Genomic DNA, 16,123 nt, shown 5'->3' on the forward strand with positions numbered 1-16,123 from the left:
CATGACACAGCCTGGTACGGAATCGTCCGCCGAACTGCGGCGCACCCTCGGCGTCGGGGACGCCGTGGTCATCGGGCTCGGTTCGATGGTGGGGGCCGGGGTCTTCGCCGCCCTGGGGCCCGCGGCCCGCGTGGCCGGGTCCGGGCTGCTGCTCGGGCTCGGTGTGGCGGCCGTGGTCGCCTACTGCAACGCCATGTCGTCCGCCCGACTGGCCGCCCTCTATCCCGCTTCCGGCGGCACCTACGTGTACGGGCGCGAGCGCCTCGGCGCCTTCTGGGGCTATCTGGCGGGCTGGTCGTTCGTCGTCGGGAAAACGGCCTCCTGTGCGGCGATGGCGCTCACCGTGGGCACGTACGTCTGGCCTGGCCAGGCGCACGCGGTGGCGGTCGCGGCCGTGGTGGCGCTGACCGCGGCGAACTACGGCGGCGTCCAGAAGTCCGCCCGGCTGACGCGGGTGATCGTGGCAGTCGTCCTCGCTGTCCTCGCTTCCGTGGTGGTGGTGTCCCTGGGCTCCGATGCCGCTGACGTGGGCCGACTGAGGATCGGGGCCTCCGAGGGGGTGGGCGGAGTCCTTCAGGCGGCCGGGCTGTTGTTCTTCGCGTTCGCCGGGTACGCCCGGATCGCGACCCTCGGTGAAGAGGTACGGGATCCCGCGCGCACCATTCCGCGCGCGATCCCGACGGCCCTGGGCATCACGCTGGTGGTGTACACGGCGGTGGCCGTTGCTGTCCTCTCCGTGCTGGGGTCGGGTGGGCTCGGGCATGCGACCGCACCCCTGGTCGACGCGGTCCGGGCGGCGGGCGTGCCTGGGCTGGTGCCGGTCGTGCGGGCCGGTGCCGCCGTGGCCGCGCTCGGCTCGCTGCTCGCCTTGATCCTGGGCGTCTCACGGACGACGCTGGCCATGGCCCGTGACCGTCATCTGCCCGGTGCCCTGGCCGCCGTGCATCCGCGCTTCCAGGTGCCGCACCGGGCCGAGTTGGCCGTGGGCGCGGTGGTCGCGGTGCTGGCCGCGACGGTGGATGTGCGGGGCGCTATCGGCTTCTCCTCCTTCGGGGTTCTGGCGTACTACGCGGTGGCCAACGCCTCCGCCTGGACACTGAGTTCGGCTGCCGTGTCCCGGCTGGTGCCGGCGGTGGGGCTCCTCGGCTGTGTGACGCTGGCGTTCGCGCTTCCGGGGGTGTCGGTGGTCGTGGGCGCGGGTGTGCTGGGGTTGGGGGCGGTCGCGTATGGCGTACGACGGTGGTGGTCGGCTTCGCGGTCGCCGGCCTAGCCTCACCGCTGACGGAACTCGCTTCGGTCGTCAGGCCTGGGCCGTCGGCGGCGCCGGCGCCGTACGTATGCGGAATTCGGGCCAGGGTTTCAGGGCCGCGTCGTCGTTGGACTCCTCGTACCAGCCGGTGCCGTCGAGCCAGGTGTCCAGCCACTCCGCAAGGCCCGGGGCGTCGGTGTACCACGCGTGGTCGGCGTCCTCGGCGTTCGGCTCGAAGAGCAGCACGGTGTCTTGCGGGGTGCGGCAGTCCACGCAGGCGTACATCCCGCAGCCCCAGTGGGATATCGGCAGGATGCCCTCGGGCCAGAGCCACTCCGGGTCCTTGCGGGCCTCCGCGCGGTTGGCGAGGTACTGGGCGACGACAGGCGGCTCACCTGCGGGCGCGCTGTCGAGCAGGGGCAACAGACCGTAGGACGGGCCGAATCCGCCGTCTCCTATCCGGAGGTAGAGCGCGGCGAGGAGCGGCGGCAGCGAGAAGCCGAGGGCGGTCTCGGCGCGGTCGAGCGTGGCCGCGTCCACGGGAGCGGGGAGCGAAGGCCAGCCCCACGGACGGATGTTGCGCGCCTGGGCCGCCACCCGTGTCAGCAACTGCTCGATCTCGGTCATGGATTCATCATGCAGGCCGCCACTGACAATCGAGTCGGCCTGTGGACAACCGGCGGGCGGCGGGTGCGATGCCCCCGCCCGGCTGTGGAGAAACGGTTGGGCGGGACGGAGACGCCCCGCCCGGCAGCGTTACCAGCGCGAGCTGAACGGCTCGTCCGTCGGCACGATCTCGCGGCCCAGCGGCAGCAGCGAGACGGGGATGAGCTTGAAGTTGGCGATGCCGAACGGGATGCCGATGATCGTGACGCACAGAAGAACACCGGTGACCACGTGGGCCATTGCGAGCCACCAGCCCGCGAGGACCAGCCACAGGACGTTGCCGATGCAGGAGGGGGCGCCCGCGTCGCGGCGTTCGGTCGTCGTACGGCCGAAGGGCCACAGAGCATACGCACCGATACGGAAAGAGGCGATGCCGAACGGAATTCCGATGATCGTGATGCACAGCAGCACACCTGCGGCCAGATAGGCCAGGAACAGCCAGAAGCCGCTCAGGACGAGCCAAATGACGTTGAGGATTGTCTTCACTGGTGGCGACCTGCCATCTTTTCGAGCCGGGCGATGCGCTCCGCCATCGGCGGGTGCGTAGAGAACATCTTGGAGAGTCCCTGGCCCGGGCGGAAGGGGTTCGCGATCATCATGTGGCTCGCGGTCTCGATGCGCGGCTCGGCGGGCAGCGGGAGTTGCTTCGTTCCCGCTTCCAGTTTGCGCAGGGCGCTGGCGAGGGCCAGGGGGTCCCCGGTGAGCTGGGCGCCCGCCGCGTCGGCCTCGTACTCTCTCGAGCGGCTGATGGCGAGTTGGATGAGGGTGGCCGCGAGTGGGCCCAGGATCATGATCATCAGCATACCCAGGATGCCGGGGCCGTCGTCGTCGTTCGAGCGGCCGATCGGGATCAGCCAGGCGAAGTTGACCAGGAACATGATCACGGAGGCCAGGGCGCCGGCGACCGACGAGATGAGGATGTCGCGGTTGTAGACATGGCTCAGCTCGTGGCCGATGACGCCGCGCAGCTCGCGCTCGTCGAGGATGCGCAGGATGCCGTCGGTGCAGCAGACGGCCGCGTTGCGCGGGTTGCGGCCCGTCGCGAACGCGTTCGGTGCTTCGGTCGGCGAGATGTACAGGCGGGGCATGGGCTGGCGGGCCTGGGTGGAGAGGTCACGGACCATGCGGTACAGGGCCGGGGCCTCGAATTCGCTCACCGGGCGGGCACGCATCGCGCGTAGAGCCAGTTTGTCGCTGTTCCAGTACGCGTACGCGTTCGTGCCGATCGCGACGAAGAGTGCGATCACCAGGCCTGCACGGCCGAAGAAGCTGCCGATGACGATGATGAGTGCGGACAGTCCCCCGAGGAGAAGGGCTGTCCTGAGCCCGTTATGCCAGCGGTGCACGGTACGCCCTCCAAGTAGTGCGGCAGGGGAACCCTGGTGTCAGGTCCAGTGGACCCTTCTCCACTGGTCAACGCCAGGCGGGGATGCGCAGTTCCCTTGCGTGCGCTCAGGCACGCGTGGCCCGTTCGGGTGAGGTCCACGCGCGCGGGCGGCCATTGGGGTCAGAAGAGGCCGGTGTCGGCGAAGCGCAGTACCAGTTGGGGCGCGCCAGAGAGGGCGATGCCGAGGACGGCGGTCAGGGCGATCGCGGCCGTGAGGGGGGCGGGGGCGCGGTGGCGTTCCTCGGCCTTCTCGGGGGCGCGGAAGAGCAGGGCCGTCCACTGGAGGTAGTAGAAGAGGGCGATCACCACGTTGACCGCCATGATCACGGCCAGCCAGCCGATTCCGGCGTCCACGGCCGCGGAGAAGACGGTGACCTTCGCGAAGAGGCCGATGATCCCAGGCGGCAGCCCAGCGAGGCACAGCAGGAAGAAGCCCAGGACGAGCGCCGGCAGGGGGCGGGTGGCGTACAGGCCCCGGTAGTCGCTGACGCGGTTCAGGGGCTTCGTACGGGCCACCAGGGCCGCCACCGCGAAGGCGCCGAGGTTCACGGCGGCGTACATGAGGGCGTACGCGACGGTGGAGCCGATCGACTTCTGGGCGTCGTCGGAGTACGCGGCGGCGGCGATCGGGACCAGGAGGTAGCCGGCCTGACCCACGGAGGACCAGGCGAGCAGGCGTACCGCGCTGTACGCGCGCGTGGACTGCTGGCGCAGGGCGCCGACGTTGCCGACGGTCATGGTGAGCGCGGCCAGGGCGGCCAGTGCCGGGCCCCAGACGTCGGCGTACGACGGGAAGGCGACGACGGTGATGAGGATCAGGCCGGAGAAGCCGACGGCCTTGCCGACGACCGACAGATAGGCGGCGATCGGCAGGGGCGCCCCCACGTAGGTGTCGGGGACCCAGAAGTGGAAGGGTACGGCGGCCGTTTTGAAGGCGAAGCCGATGAGGGTGAGGACGACGCCTGCCTGGGCGAGGGTGTGGAACTGGGGGTCGACGTGCTGGATCCGGTCGGCGATCTCGGTGAGGTAGAGGGTGCCGGTGGACGCGTACACGAAGCTGATGCCCATGAGGCTGACCGCGGTCGCCGTCACGGACGACAGGAAGAACTTCAGGGCCGCTTCGGAGGATTTCCGGTCGCCGTGCCGGATGCCGACGAGGGCGAAGGCGGGCAGGGAGGCGACCTCCAGGGCGACGATCAGGGTCGCGAGGTCGCGGGAGGCGGGCAGGAGGGCGGCTCCCGCGGCGGAGGACAGCAGCAGGAACCAGTACTCCCCTTCGGGGAGTCCTCGGTCGGCGTCCTTGAGGGCCGTGACCGAGAGGAGGGCGGCGAGCAGTGCGCCGCCGAGGACCAGGAACTGGAGGACGAGGGTGAAGCGGTCGGCCGTGTAGCTGCAGACGTCGGCGCTGCCGGCGAGGCAGAAGGTGGAGCGGTCGCCGTCCAGGAGGGGCAGCAGGAGGAGAGCGGAGGCAGCGAGGCCGGCGACCGAGGTCCAGCCGAGGAGTGCCTTTCTGTTGTCGCCGACGAACAGGTCGGCGACCAGCACGGCGAGTCCCACGAAAGCCGCGACGGTGGGCGGTGCGATGGCGAGCCAGTCGACGGACTGGACGACGGACTGAGCCGGGGAGCTCATCGGGGGCCTCCAGAGAGGAGCTGCTGCACGGCCGGGTCGGTCAGGCCGAGGAGGACCTTCGGCCACAGTCCGGCGACGACGGTGAGGGCGACGAGCGGGGTCCAGGCCGCGAATTCGTACGTCTGCACGTCGGCGAGTCGCGGAGTGTCCGGTTGCGGGGCGGCGCCCATGCAGACGCGGCGTACGACGACGAGCATGTACGCGGCGGTGAGCAGGGTGCCGAACGCGGCGATCGCCATGAAGGTGAGGAAGGCGGGGCGGCTGAGGTCGTCGGCGGGGTTGAACGCGCCGAACAGGGCCAGCATCTCGCCCCAGAACCCGGCGAGGCCGGGCAGTCCGAGTGAGGCGACGGCGGCGAAGGCCACGAGGCCGCCGAGGCGCGGGGCCCGGCCGTAGAGGGCGGCGCCGGTGTGGTCGGCGAGGGTGTCGAGGTCGGTGGTGCCCGTGCGGTCCTTCAGCGCGCCGACCAGGAAGAAGAGGAGGCCGGTGATCAGGCCGTGGGCGATGTTGGCGAAGAGCGCGCCGTTGACGCCGGTCGGGGTCATCGTGGCGATGCCGAGCAGGACGAAGCCCATGTGGCCGACGGAGGAGTAGGCGATGAGCCGCTTGAGGTCGCCCTTCGCGCCCTGCCGGGCGAGGGCCAGGCAGGCCAGGGAGCCGTAGATGATCCCGACGACGGCGAAGGCGCCGAGGTAGGGCGCGAACGTCCGGAATCCGTCGGGTGCGACCGGCAGCAGGATGCGCACGAACCCGTACGTGCCCATCTTGAGCAGGACGCCCGCGAGCAGGACCGAGCCGACGGTCGGGGCGGCGGTGTGGGCGTCCGGCAGCCAACTGTGCAGCGGCCACATCGGCGTCTTGACCGCGAGCCCGATCCCGATCGCCAAAACGGCGGTGACCTGCACTGATGTGGTCAGTCCTGACCCGTTGTCAGTGGCGAGTGCCATGATGTCGAACGTGCCCGCTTTGATCCCGATCAGGAGCAGGCCCAACAGCATGACCACGGATCCGAGCAGGGTGAAGAGGATGAACTTCCAGGCCGCCCGGGTCCGTTGCTCACCGCCCCAGCGGGCGATGAGGAAGTACATCGGGATGAGCACCGTCTCGAAGGCGAGGAAGAACAGCAGCAGGTCGAGGACGGCGAAGGTGGCGAGGGTGCCGGACTCCAGGACGAGGAGGAGCGCGACGAATGCCTTCGGGGAAGGGCCGGAGGGCAGCTTGAAGGAGGAGTAGAGCGCGCAGAGGAAGGTGAGGAGCGCGCTCAGGACCAGAAGGGGGAGGGAAATGCCGTCGACGCCGAGGTGGATCCGCACGTCGAGTGCGGGGATCCAGCTGATGTCGGTCGTGGCCTGCATCTTCGACGGATGGTCGTGGTCGAAGCCGAGCGCGAGGACGATCGCGGCGATGAGCACCACACCGGTGACCGTCACGCCGTGCCGCAGCACGGCCTGCTCGGGCGACTTCCCCTTCAGCCCGGGCGGGGCCGGCAGGAGAGCCGCGACGGCGCCGATCAGCGGGCCCGCGACGAGAAATGCCAGAAGGAACTGCATCACTGACTCGTTGATATCGATCACGCCTGCTCACGCTCCCGTGGCGACGAGGAGGACGGCGACCACCAGGACGACGGTGCCGGCGAGCAGCGCGCTCACATAGGTCTGGACGTTGCCGGTCTGGGCGCGCCGTACGGCAGTGCCCAGCAGGCGGGGCACGGCGCCCGCACCGCGTACATAGGTGTCGATGACCTCGCGGTCGAGGAACCGGACGAGGGTGGCGCCGGCTTGGACCGGGCGGACGAACAGCACGGTGTACAGGGCGTCCAGGTGGAAGCCGACGGCCGCGTGGCGGTGTAGGGGGCCGAGCAGGAGGCGGCCGGGGTCCGCCGGGTCGGGTGCGCCGGCCATGTCTCCGTAGGCGGGGGTGTGGCTGGAGATGGCCTCGGCCTCGACCAGGCCGCCGTCGGCATCCGGGTGGGCGGCGACGGCGCCCAGGGGGACGCGGGCCGCCAGGGCGGTGGTGTGGCGCCAGGCTCCGTAGGTGACGATGCCGCCGACCAGGGCCACGCCCGTGCCGAGGACCGAGGTGGTGAGGGTCGGCGTCAGGTCGTGGCCGTCAAGCCAGTCGGGCAGCCTGCCGTAGGTGAGCCCACCGAGGGCGAGGGAGGGGACGGCGAGCACCCAGAGCACCGTGGTCATCGCGACGGGCTGCCTTCCATGGTCGGGGGCGTCGACGCCCTGGCCCCGGAAGGCGAGCAGCCACAGGCGCATCGCGTAGGCAGCGGTGAGCAGGGCGGCGACCAGGCCGGCGACGAGGACGAGCCAGCCGACGGCCTCGGGGATGCCCTCGGCGTGGCCGGTGGTGGCGTGTTCAGCGGCGCCGAGGACGGACTCCTTGGAGAAGAAGCCGCTGAAGGGCGGGATCGCGGCGAGCGCGAGGAGCGCCACGGTCATCGTCCAGTAGGCGTCGGGGACGCGGTCGCGCAGGTGGCCCATGCGGGACATGGCTGCCAGCGAGTTGGTGCCGGCGGCGTGGATGATCACGCCGGCCGCGAGGAAGAGCAGCGCCTTGAAGGCGCCGTGGGTGAGGAGGTGGAAGACGGCGGCGCCACGGTCGCCGACGGCGAGGGCGCCGGTCATGTAGCCGAGCTGGCCCATCGTCGAGTAGGCGAGGACGCGCTTGATGTCGTCCTGGGCGAGCGCGGCGAGGGCGGAGCCGGTCATCGTGACGGCGGCCATGACGGCGAGGACGACCAGTGCGGCCGAGGAGGCCGCGAAGACCGGGAGGAGGCGGGCGACGAAGTAGACACCGGCGGCGACCATCGTCGCGGCGTGGATCAGCGCGGAGACGGGAGTGGGGCCCGCCATCGCATCGGGGAGCCAGGTGTGCAGCGGGAACTGCGCCGACTTGCCCGCCACGCCGGCCAGGAGCAGCAGGGCGACCAGCGTCGGGTGGTCGAGTCCGCCGCTCGCGACGGTGCCGAGGATCTTCGTGATCCGGAAGGACCCGGCGTCGGTGGCGAGCGCGAACAGGCCGATCAAGAAGGGGACATCACCGAGTTTGGTGACGAGGAACGCCTTGAGGGAGGCGGCGCGGGCTTCCGGGGTCTCCCAGTAGTGGCCGACCAGGAAATACGAGCAGATGCCCATGACCTCCCAACCGACCAGCAGGACCATCAGGTCGCCGGAGTAGACGACGAGCAGCATCGCGGAGGTGAAGAGGGAGACGAGAGCGGCGTACGAGGGGTAGCGCGGGTCGTCGCGCAGATAGGCCGTCGAGTAGATCTGCACGCAGGTCGCGATCAGGGTGACGAGGACGGCGACGAGGGCAGCGAAGCCGTCGATGTGCAGGGCGAGCTCGATGGGGACCGAGCCGGTGGGTGTGAGTTCGGTGGCGGCGTCGATGGCCCGGCCACCGCCCTGGCGTACGGCGACGAGGACGGCGAGGACGAGTGCCGCGAGGGGCGGCAGTACGGCGAGGGGGCGTACGAAGCCGGGGGCCGTGCGGCCCAGGAGCAGGCCGGCCGCGGCGCCCAGGAACGGGAGGAGGGGGACGAGGACAGCGAGGGTCGTGGTGGTCACGCGGTGGCCTCGGCCTTCTCGTCTTGTGGGAGGGCGGCTTCGTCGGGGCCGTGCGGCTCGGCGGCGTCGCGGAGCTTGTCGATGTCCGCGGTACCGCGGCCCCGGTGGACGGCGAGGACGATCGCCAGGCCGATGCCGATCTCGGCGGCGGCGATGGCGATGGTGAACAGGGTGAGGGCCTGGCCGGAGTGCAGGGTGTCGCGGGCCGTCCGGCTGAGCCAGACGTCGAAGGCGACGAGGTTGAGGTTGACGGCGTTGAGCATCAGCTCGACGGACATCAGGACCAGGATCGCGTTGCGGCGGGCGAGGACGCCATAGAGGCCGGTGCAGAAGAGGAGGGCGGAGAGTACGGCGGGATAGGCGAGGTGCATCAGCGGGCACCTTCCTGCTCGACCGGGTTGCTTCGCTCGATCGGGTGATTCCCGGAATTCGGCACAGAAGGGGAACTACCGGTCGCGGCTCGGGAGTTCACAGGGGGAGAGCTCGACTCCGCCTTCGCCTTGCGGGACAGGACGATCGCGCCGACCAGGGCCGCGAGGAGGAGGACGGAGAGGGCCTCGAAGGGGAGGACCCAGTTCTGGAAGAGGCTCGCGCCGGTGACTGCGGTGGAACCCGCGGCGGCGCCGTCCAGGTCGATCCAGGTCGCGCGGAAGGCGTCGACGACCACCCAGACCAGGGCGACGGCGGAGGCGACGGCCACGGCGAGGGCGGCCCACCGGTTGCCGGAGTCGGCGTCCGGGGAGCGGCCGATGGGGGCCTTGGTGAGCATCAGGCCGAAGAGAAGGAGGACGACGACGGAACCGACGTAGATGAGGACCTGTACCCAGGCGATGAACTCGGCCGTGAGGAGGAGGTATTCGACGGCGAGTCCGCCGAGGGTCACCACGAGCCACAGGGCGGCGTGCACCAGTTGCCGGGTGGTGACGGTGACGAGCGCGGCGCCGAAGGTGACGAGGCCGACGAGGAGGAAGGCGATCTCGACGCCGGTCGGGGAGAGGAAGCCGTGGGTTCGGGAGGCGGCGGTCGTGGCGTGTGCCGCCGCGGTGGTGGCTGCGGCGAGGGTCACGAGTCTCCTCCCTGGAGATCGGCGGGGTCGGTCGGGTCGGTCGGCTCGGCCTGCGTCGCGGCGGCGAGCTTCTCGGCCGTCTTGCGGGCGGCCGCGATCTCCTTCGGTTCCTCGGCTGCGGGGTCGAGGGCGGGCGGGGCCGGGACCGTCCACATCCACTCGCGGAGCTTGTCGCGTTCGTGGGTGAGTTCGAGGATGTCGGTCTCGGCGTACTCGAACTCCGGGGACCAGAAGAGGGCGTCGAAGGGGCACACCTCGATGCAGATACCGCAGTACATGCAGAGGGAGAAGTCGATGGCGAAACGGTCGAGGACGTTGCGGCTGCGCTCACGCCCGCCGGGGGCGGCGGCCGGGAGCGTCTCCTTGTGGGAGTCGATGTAGATGCACCAGTCCGGGCACTCGCGGGCGCACAGCATGCAGACCGTGCAGTTCTCCTCGAAGAGTGCGATGACTCCTCGGCTGCGGGGCGGGAGGTCGGGCTGGGCGTCCGGGTACTGCGCGGTGACGGTCTTCTTCGTCATCGTGCGGAGGGTGACGGCCAGGCCCTTGGCCAGGCCGATGCCGGGGATGCGGGGCCCGGTGGGCGGGGTAGGTCCAGCCATGGTTACGAGATCACCACCTTCACGATGCCGGTGACGGCGATCTGGGCTAGGGAGAGGGGGACGAGGAGGGTCCAGGAGAGCTTCTGGAGCTGGTCCTCGCGCAGGCGGGGGTAGGTGACGCGCAGCCAGATCACGACGAAGGCCAGCAGCGCGGTCTTCAGGAGGGTCCAGACCCAGCCCAGGCCGTCGGCGGCCCAGGGGCCGTGCCAGCCGCCCAGGAAGAGGACGGTGGTCAGGCCGCACAGGACGACGATTCCTGCGTACTCGGCGAGGAGGAAGAGGGCGAAGCGGAGGCCGGTGTACTCGGTGTAGGCGCCGAAGATGATCTCCGAGTCGGCCACCGGCATGTCGAAGGGGGGCCGTTGGAGTTCGGCGAGGCCGGCCACGAAGAAGACGATCGCGCCGACGATCTGCCAGGGCAGCCACCACCACTCGAAGGCGTCGAGGATGCCGGGGATGGACACCGTGCCCGCCGCCATCGCGACCGAGGCGGCGGTGAGGAGCATCGGGAGCTCGTAGGCGAGGAGTTGGGCGGCGGTGCGCAGGCCGCCGAGGAGGGAGAACTTGTTGGCCGACGCCCAGCCGGCCATGAGCGAGCCGAGTACGCCGACGCCCATGACGGCGAGGACGAAGAAGACGCCCGCGTCGATGACCTCGCCGACGGCGCCGTCGCCCGGGCCGATCGGGATGGCGAGGAGGACGAGAAGGTACGGGAGGAGGGCCACTGCGGGGGCGAGCTGGAAGATACGGCGGTCGGCTCCGGCCGGGACGATGTCTTCCTTCTGCGCGAACTTCACGCCGTCGGCGACCAGTTGGGCCCAGCCGTGGAAGCCGCCGGCGTACATCGGGCCGAGGCGGCCCTGCATGTGGGCCATCACCTTGTGCTCGGTCTGCCCGACGATCAGGGGGAAGGTGAGGAAGACGACAAAGACGATCAGGAGTCGCAGGGCGACGTCGAGCGCGTCGTTCACTGCGAGCCTCCTGCGGGGTTTTCGGGGGTGCGGTCTTCGGGGGTGCGGTGTTCGGGGGTGCGGTCTTCCGGGGTGCGGCCTTCGGAGGTGGCGTCGTCCGAGGCGGGTTCGGTGGGTGCGCTGGGTTCGCTGGGTTCAGCGGGTTCTTCGAAGGCCGGGCGAGCCGGGGGCCAGGGGGCGTCCGGCGCGGATGGGGGCTTGGGGGCGTCAACAGGTTCGGTCGGCGGTGTCGGCGGTGTCGGCGGTGTCTGGGGGCGCTGTGACGCCGAGCCCTGGCTTGCGCTGCGTGCACGGCGCGGCGTTGTCGGCGGGGCCTCCGTGGGGGTGCCCTCCGTTGCCGGGGGCTGGCTTGCCGAGCCCTCTGAGGCCGTGCGGGTGCGGCGTACCGGGCGGTCGCCGGTCGCGCGGCCACCGGCGGCGGCGCGGGCCGGGCGGGTCGGGGCCGGGGGGAGCTGGCCCTTCAGGGGGCCCCATTCGTTGGGGTCGGGTACTCCGGGTGGGAGCATCTGGCGGCGCCTCGCGCCCCCGTGTTCCGATTCCCCCGGTTCCTTCGCGCCCGGCCACGCCTTGGCGACCCGCGCCGCCAGCACGAAGTCCTTGCGCAGGGGGTGGCCCTCGAAGGTCTCCGGAAGGAGGAGGTGGTCCAGGCCTGGGTGGCCCTCGAAACGTACGCCGAACATCTCGTGGGTCTCGCGCTCGTGCCAGGCGGCGCCCGCGTAGACGCCGACCAGGGAGGGCAGTACGGCGGACTCGTGCGGGACTGTCGTCCGTACGAGGAGCCGGCGGACCGGGGAGAGGGCGACGACGTGGGCGGCGACGCGGAAGCCCGTGCCCGGTTCGTCGACCGCGCTGAGCCAGTCGAAGTAGGTGCAGGAGAGGCGGTCGCGGGCTGTCTCCAGCGCCGTGATCCAGGATACCGGGGGTACGTCGACGGTCAGGACGTCGTACGACTCCTCGGCCGTGGCCTCCGTACCGAAGAGTTCCTCGGTGGGGGCGGGGAGCCAGCCGGTGGTCGTCATCTTCCGTTCCCCTCCCCTGCGGTCGGCGCCTGGACCAGAGGGCTCTGGAGCACGGCCGGTGACGGGCGCGCCGCCTGCCCGGAGGCGTACCGCTCGCCCAGGGACTCCCGGGCGATCTTCTCCTGGAGTTTGAGGATGCCCTGGAGCAGCGCCTCGGGGCGGGGCGGGCAGCCGGGGACGTAGACGTCGACCGGGATGATCTGGTCGACGCCCTTCGTCACGGAGTAGGAGTCCCAGTACGGGCCGCCGCAGTTGCTGCACGCGCCGAAGGAGATGACGTACTTCGGTTCGGGCATCTGTTCGTACAGGCGCCGTACGGCCGGGGCCATCTTGTCCGTGACCGTGCCCGAGACCACCATCAGGTCGGCCTGGCGCGGCCCGGGGGCGAACGGGATCACGCCGAGGCGGATGAAGTCGTGACGGGCCATGGACGCCGCGATGAACTCGATCGCGCAGCAGGCGAGGCCGAAGTTGAAGACCCAGAGCGAGTAGCGGCGGCCCCAGTTCAGGACCACCTTCATCGGCTCGGGGGCCAGCCGGGCGAGGGCACCCAGGCGTTTCGGCTCCGGCAGGAGCACGGGCGCGGACACCGGCACAGGCGCGGATACGGGCACCGGCTGCGGCTCCGGCTCCGGTGAATTCGTTTCTGGCGTCACGTCCATGTCAGGACGCCCTTCTTGTATGCGTAGAGCAGGCCCACGGCGAGGAAGCCGAGGAAGATGAACATCTCGACGAGGGTGGCCGCTCCGTAGCCGGGGGCCGCGAAGACGGTCGCCCACGGGAACAGGAAGATCGAGTCGACGGCGAAGACGACGTAGAGGAAGGCGTAGACGTAATAGCGGACCTGGGTGTGGGCCCAGCCCTCGCCCACGGGGTCGACACCGCACTCGTACGTCAGGAGCTTCTCGGGGGTCGGGACCACGGGACGCAGCAGGCGGCCCGCTCCGAAGGCGACCGCGACGAAGAGCACGCCGACGGTGGCGAGCAGTCCGACGACGGAGTAGGACTGGAAGTACTCCGACGCTGACGACATCGATGATGTCGCCGACATCGACGCCGACGCCGACGTGGACGACGTCGATGTCGCTGCGATGTACTCCGTCGTGGCTACGGCGGTCGGTACCGGCACGTCCGTCCCTCGCTCCCTGGCCTCGTGCGATCTGTCGGAGATCTGTACGGTCCGGAGTCTAGGGCCTGCTAAAGAGACCGTAAGCAGCCCGTCACGCATGGCCATGCCGAGATGCCGTACGAGGTGGGGTTTTCCCCCGGGTCGGCGGGCGGTCCGCCTCATGGCGCCGGGGCCTGGTGGCGGGCAGGCTGGCGGGCATGACCGCACGTATCACCGCCACCAGCGCGGAAACCGAGGGCGACCGACTGCCCCCTGTCCGTTTCGCCTTCGACCCGCACACCTGGAAGGAGATCGTTCACCTCCTGACCAACCTGCCGATGGCGTTGTTCGGTTTCGTGTACGTGGTGACCGTGGTGAGCGTGGGTTCCTTCCTCACGCTCACGGTGATCGGTCTTCCGATGCTCGCCGCCGGGCTGATGGGCGCACGTCTGCTGGGCCGGTTCGAGCGGGCGCGGGCCAGGGCGTTGCTCGGGGTCCGGGTGGACGAGCCGAGCCCCCTGCCGTCGGCGGGCTCACGGGGGGCCCGTGGCCAGAAGCTCGGGTTCTTCGGGCGGATGATGCTGACGTTGAAGGACCCGGTCGGCTGGCGCACCCTGCTGTACGACTTCGTCCGGCTGCCGTGGGGCGTTTTCACCTTCTCCTTCGTGCTCGTGTCGTTCTTCGTGCTGTGGCCGGTGCTGCCGTTCCTGGCCCGGGGGCTCACGAACGTGGACCGGGTGATGGTGCGCGGGCTGCTGTCCCCCTCCGACGAGTTGGAACGCCGTATCGCCGAACTGGAGTCCGACCGGGGGGTCGTCGTCGACACGGCCGCCGCCGATCTGCGGCGTATCGAACGCGATCTGCACGACGGGGCCCAGGCCCGGCTCGTGAACCTCGCGATGGGGCTCGGGCTGGCCAAGGAGAAGCTCCTGGAGGGGCAGGCCGACGAACACGTGGCGGCGATGGTCGACGAGGCGCACGGTGAGGTGAAGCTCGCGCTTCAGGAGCTGCGGGATCTGGCGCGCGGGATCCATCCGGCCGTGCTGACCGACCGCGGGCTGGACGCGGCGCTGTCCTCGGTGGCCTCGCGGTGCACCGTGCCGGTGCAGGTGACCGCCGACCTGCCGGCCAGGCCTGCCCCCGCCATCGAGGGCATCGCCTACTTCACGGTCTCCGAGCTGCTCCAGAACATCAGCAAGCACAGCGGGGCGCGGAACGCGTCCGTCGACGTCTGGCGCACCGACGACCGGCTGCTGATCCAGGTCTGGGACGACGGGCGCGGCGGTGCGCGGCTCGACGGCGGTACGGGAATGGCAGGGCTGGCCGACCGACTGGGCGCGGTGGACGGGCTGTTCGTCATCGAGTCGCCCGAGGGCGGGCCCACGACCGTCACGGCCGAGCTGCCCTGGCGGGAGCGGGTCGAGGCGTAGGCGTCGGGCGTAGGTAGGGAAAACCCCCGGGGGAAGACGCCTACGTGCTCCATGGTCCGTGGGGTTCGGCGCGAGCAGGCTGATGGCAGACAAACGGGCGAGCCCATGCGCTGACGATCTGGCTATCTGGCTAGCTGGGCTGACTAGTAGAACGGACTGGGGCGATGGCCATGGAGTACGGACAGGGGTACGGGGGGCAAGGTGGCCCCGGGGCCGGATTCCACGGCTCGGCCGACGGGGGTGCCGGGGGCGCCGGGCAGGGGAGGCGGCCTCGGTTGCCGGCCGCGTTGCGGGCGCCCGTCGAGGCGCGCAGTTGGCGTGAGTTCGGGTACGTGCTGCTGAGTCTGCCGGTCGGCGTGCTGGTGTTCTCGTACGCCGTGACCTTGCTGTTCGCCGGTTCGCTGCTCCTCGTCACCTTCCTCGGGATTCCGGTACTGGCCGTGGGTCTGGCGGGGTGCCGCGGGTTCGGTGTGCTGGAGCGGAAGATGGCCCGTGGGCTGCTCGGGCTCGACATGCCCGAACCGGAGCCGGTGCGCGCGCGGAGGTCCGGGGCGACGGGCTGGATGGGGGCCGTGCTCAAGAGCGGTACCTCGTGGCGGCACCTGCTCTACTCGGTGCTGCATCTGCCGTGGGCGATGTTCTCGTTCGTGGTCGCGGTGATCTTCTGGGTGTACGGCTGGGCGCTGCTCACGTATCCGCTGTGGTTCTGGCTCTTCCCGATGTACGGCGGACAGGACGGTCTTCAGCTGTACGGCGACGAGACCCACAGCGTCTACCTCGACAACCCGTTCGAGATCACCGTGACCGCGCTGGTCGGACTGCTGTTCACCATCGCCACGCCCTGGATCGTGCGGGCGCTGACCCAGGTGGACCGGGTGATGGTGCAGGGGCTGCTCGGGCCGTCGCGGCTGGTGACACGGGTCGTCGAGCTGGAGTCCGACCGGGGGGTGGTCGTCGACACCGCCGCGGCCGATCTGCGGCGCATCGAGCGGGATCTGCATGACGGGGCGCAGGCCCGGCTGGTGGCCCTGGCGATGGACCTCGGGCTCGCGAAGGAGAAGCTCACGGAGGATCCGCGGGCTGCGGCGCGGATGGTGGAGGAGGCGCACGGTGAGGTGAAGACGGCGTTGCGGGAGCTGCGGGATCTGGCGCGCGGGATACATCCGGCGGTGCTCACGGATCGGGGGCTGGACGCGGCGCTGTCGGCGGTGGCTTCCCGGTGCGTGGTGCCGGTGCGGGTGGACGTGGATCTGACGGAGCGGCCGGCTGCGGCGATCGAGGGGATCGTCTACTTCACGGTGTCGGAGTTGCTGCAGAACGTGAGCAAGCATGCGCGGGCGTCGGGGGCGTCGGTGGATGTGTGGCGGGTGGCGAACCGGCTGATGCTGCAGGTGATGGATGACGGGGCGGGGGGTGCC

General features: G+C 70.6%; 16 protein-coding genes. 3 read left to right on the forward strand and 13 right to left on the reverse strand.

The window, feature by feature from the left end; genetic code table 11:
• The first annotated feature begins 1 nt into the window (after position 1).
• Entirely contained in the window at positions 2-1,270 is a 1,269-nt protein-coding gene (locus ADL01_RS33565; protein WP_053745816.1) for an APC family permease, read from the forward strand.
• A gap of 30 nt (positions 1,271-1,300) precedes the next feature.
• Here the strand turns inward: ADL01_RS33565 and ADL01_RS33570 are convergent, their stop codons facing one another.
• The 13 genes from ADL01_RS33570 to ADL01_RS33630 form a co-directional block, all read right to left on the reverse strand.
• Positions 1,301-1,876 carry an SMI1/KNR4 family protein gene (locus ADL01_RS33570; protein WP_053745817.1) on the reverse strand — a complete coding sequence of 192 codons (576 nt, stop codon included), beginning with the start codon at positions 1,874-1,876 and terminating at the stop codon, positions 1,301-1,303.
• Positions 1,877-2,005: 129 nt separating this feature from the next.
• Positions 2,006-2,401 carry a YccF domain-containing protein gene (locus tag ADL01_RS33575; RefSeq protein ID WP_053745818.1) on the reverse strand — a complete coding sequence of 132 codons (396 nt, stop codon included), beginning with the start codon at positions 2,399-2,401 and terminating at the stop codon, positions 2,006-2,008.
• Positions 2,398-3,261 carry a zinc metalloprotease HtpX gene (htpX, locus tag ADL01_RS33580; protein ID WP_053745819.1) on the reverse strand — a complete coding sequence of 288 codons (864 nt, stop codon included), beginning with the start codon at positions 3,259-3,261 and terminating at the stop codon, positions 2,398-2,400. Before htpX ends, ADL01_RS33575 begins: the two co-directional genes overlap by 4 nt.
• A 161-nt stretch (positions 3,262-3,422) precedes the next feature.
• Entirely contained in the window at positions 3,423-4,934 is a 1,512-nt protein-coding gene (locus tag ADL01_RS33585; RefSeq protein WP_053745820.1) for an NADH-quinone oxidoreductase subunit N, read from the reverse strand.
• A complete protein-coding gene (locus tag ADL01_RS33590) occupies positions 4,931-6,508 on the reverse strand; it encodes an NADH-quinone oxidoreductase subunit M (RefSeq protein WP_053745821.1) in 1,578 nt (525 codons plus the stop codon). The genes ADL01_RS33585 and ADL01_RS33590 overlap by 4 nt, the downstream gene beginning before the upstream one ends.
• Before the next feature lie 6 nt (positions 6,509-6,514).
• The gene (locus tag ADL01_RS33595; protein ID WP_053745822.1) at positions 6,515-8,509 is read right to left on the reverse strand and encodes an NADH-quinone oxidoreductase subunit L; all 1,995 of its coding nucleotides are present in this window, start codon (positions 8,507-8,509) and stop codon (positions 6,515-6,517) included.
• On the reverse strand, positions 8,506-8,880 hold the full coding sequence (gene nuoK, locus ADL01_RS33600) for an NADH-quinone oxidoreductase subunit NuoK (protein ID WP_053745823.1): 375 nt from the start codon (positions 8,878-8,880) through the stop codon (positions 8,506-8,508). The genes ADL01_RS33595 and nuoK overlap by 4 nt, the downstream gene beginning before the upstream one ends.
• Positions 8,880-9,575 carry an NADH-quinone oxidoreductase subunit J gene (locus ADL01_RS33605; protein ID WP_053745824.1) on the reverse strand — a complete coding sequence of 232 codons (696 nt, stop codon included), beginning with the start codon at positions 9,573-9,575 and terminating at the stop codon, positions 8,880-8,882. Before ADL01_RS33605 ends, nuoK begins: the two co-directional genes overlap by 1 nt.
• Positions 9,572-10,177, reverse strand: coding sequence for a NuoI/complex I 23 kDa subunit family protein (locus tag ADL01_RS33610; protein WP_053745825.1), 606 nt, complete (start codon positions 10,175-10,177; stop codon positions 9,572-9,574). Before ADL01_RS33610 ends, ADL01_RS33605 begins: the two co-directional genes overlap by 4 nt.
• A gap of 2 nt (positions 10,178-10,179) precedes the next feature.
• Positions 10,180-11,148, reverse strand: coding sequence for a complex I subunit 1/NuoH family protein (locus tag ADL01_RS33615; protein WP_053745826.1), 969 nt, complete (start codon positions 11,146-11,148; stop codon positions 10,180-10,182).
• Positions 11,145-12,167: an NADH-quinone oxidoreductase subunit C gene (locus tag ADL01_RS33620; RefSeq protein ID WP_053745827.1), complete on the reverse strand. Its 1,023-nt coding sequence runs from the start codon at positions 12,165-12,167 to the stop codon at positions 11,145-11,147. The genes ADL01_RS33615 and ADL01_RS33620 overlap by 4 nt, the downstream gene beginning before the upstream one ends.
• Positions 12,164-12,829 carry an NADH-quinone oxidoreductase subunit B gene (locus ADL01_RS33625; protein WP_078960905.1) on the reverse strand — a complete coding sequence of 222 codons (666 nt, stop codon included), beginning with the start codon at positions 12,827-12,829 and terminating at the stop codon, positions 12,164-12,166. The genes ADL01_RS33620 and ADL01_RS33625 overlap by 4 nt, the downstream gene beginning before the upstream one ends.
• A complete protein-coding gene (locus tag ADL01_RS33630; protein WP_053745831.1) occupies positions 12,820-13,218 on the reverse strand; it encodes an NADH-quinone oxidoreductase subunit A in 399 nt (132 codons plus the stop codon). The genes ADL01_RS33625 and ADL01_RS33630 overlap by 10 nt, the downstream gene beginning before the upstream one ends.
• 275 nt (positions 13,219-13,493) lie before the next feature.
• On the opposite strand from ADL01_RS33630, the gene ADL01_RS33635 reads away from it, so the two are divergent.
• Positions 13,494-14,705 (forward strand): sensor histidine kinase, encoded by a 1,212-nt coding sequence (locus tag ADL01_RS33635; RefSeq protein WP_053745829.1) that lies wholly within the window; start codon positions 13,494-13,496, stop codon positions 14,703-14,705.
• 164 nt (positions 14,706-14,869) lie between these two features.
• Positions 14,870-16,123: sensor histidine kinase (locus tag ADL01_RS33640; protein ID WP_053745832.1), on the forward strand; the 1,254-nt coding region annotated here is incomplete at its 3' end.

It is taken from the genome of Streptomyces sp. NRRL WC-3618 (assembly GCF_001280005.1).
Lineage (GTDB): Bacteria > Actinomycetota > Actinomycetes > Streptomycetales > Streptomycetaceae > Streptomyces.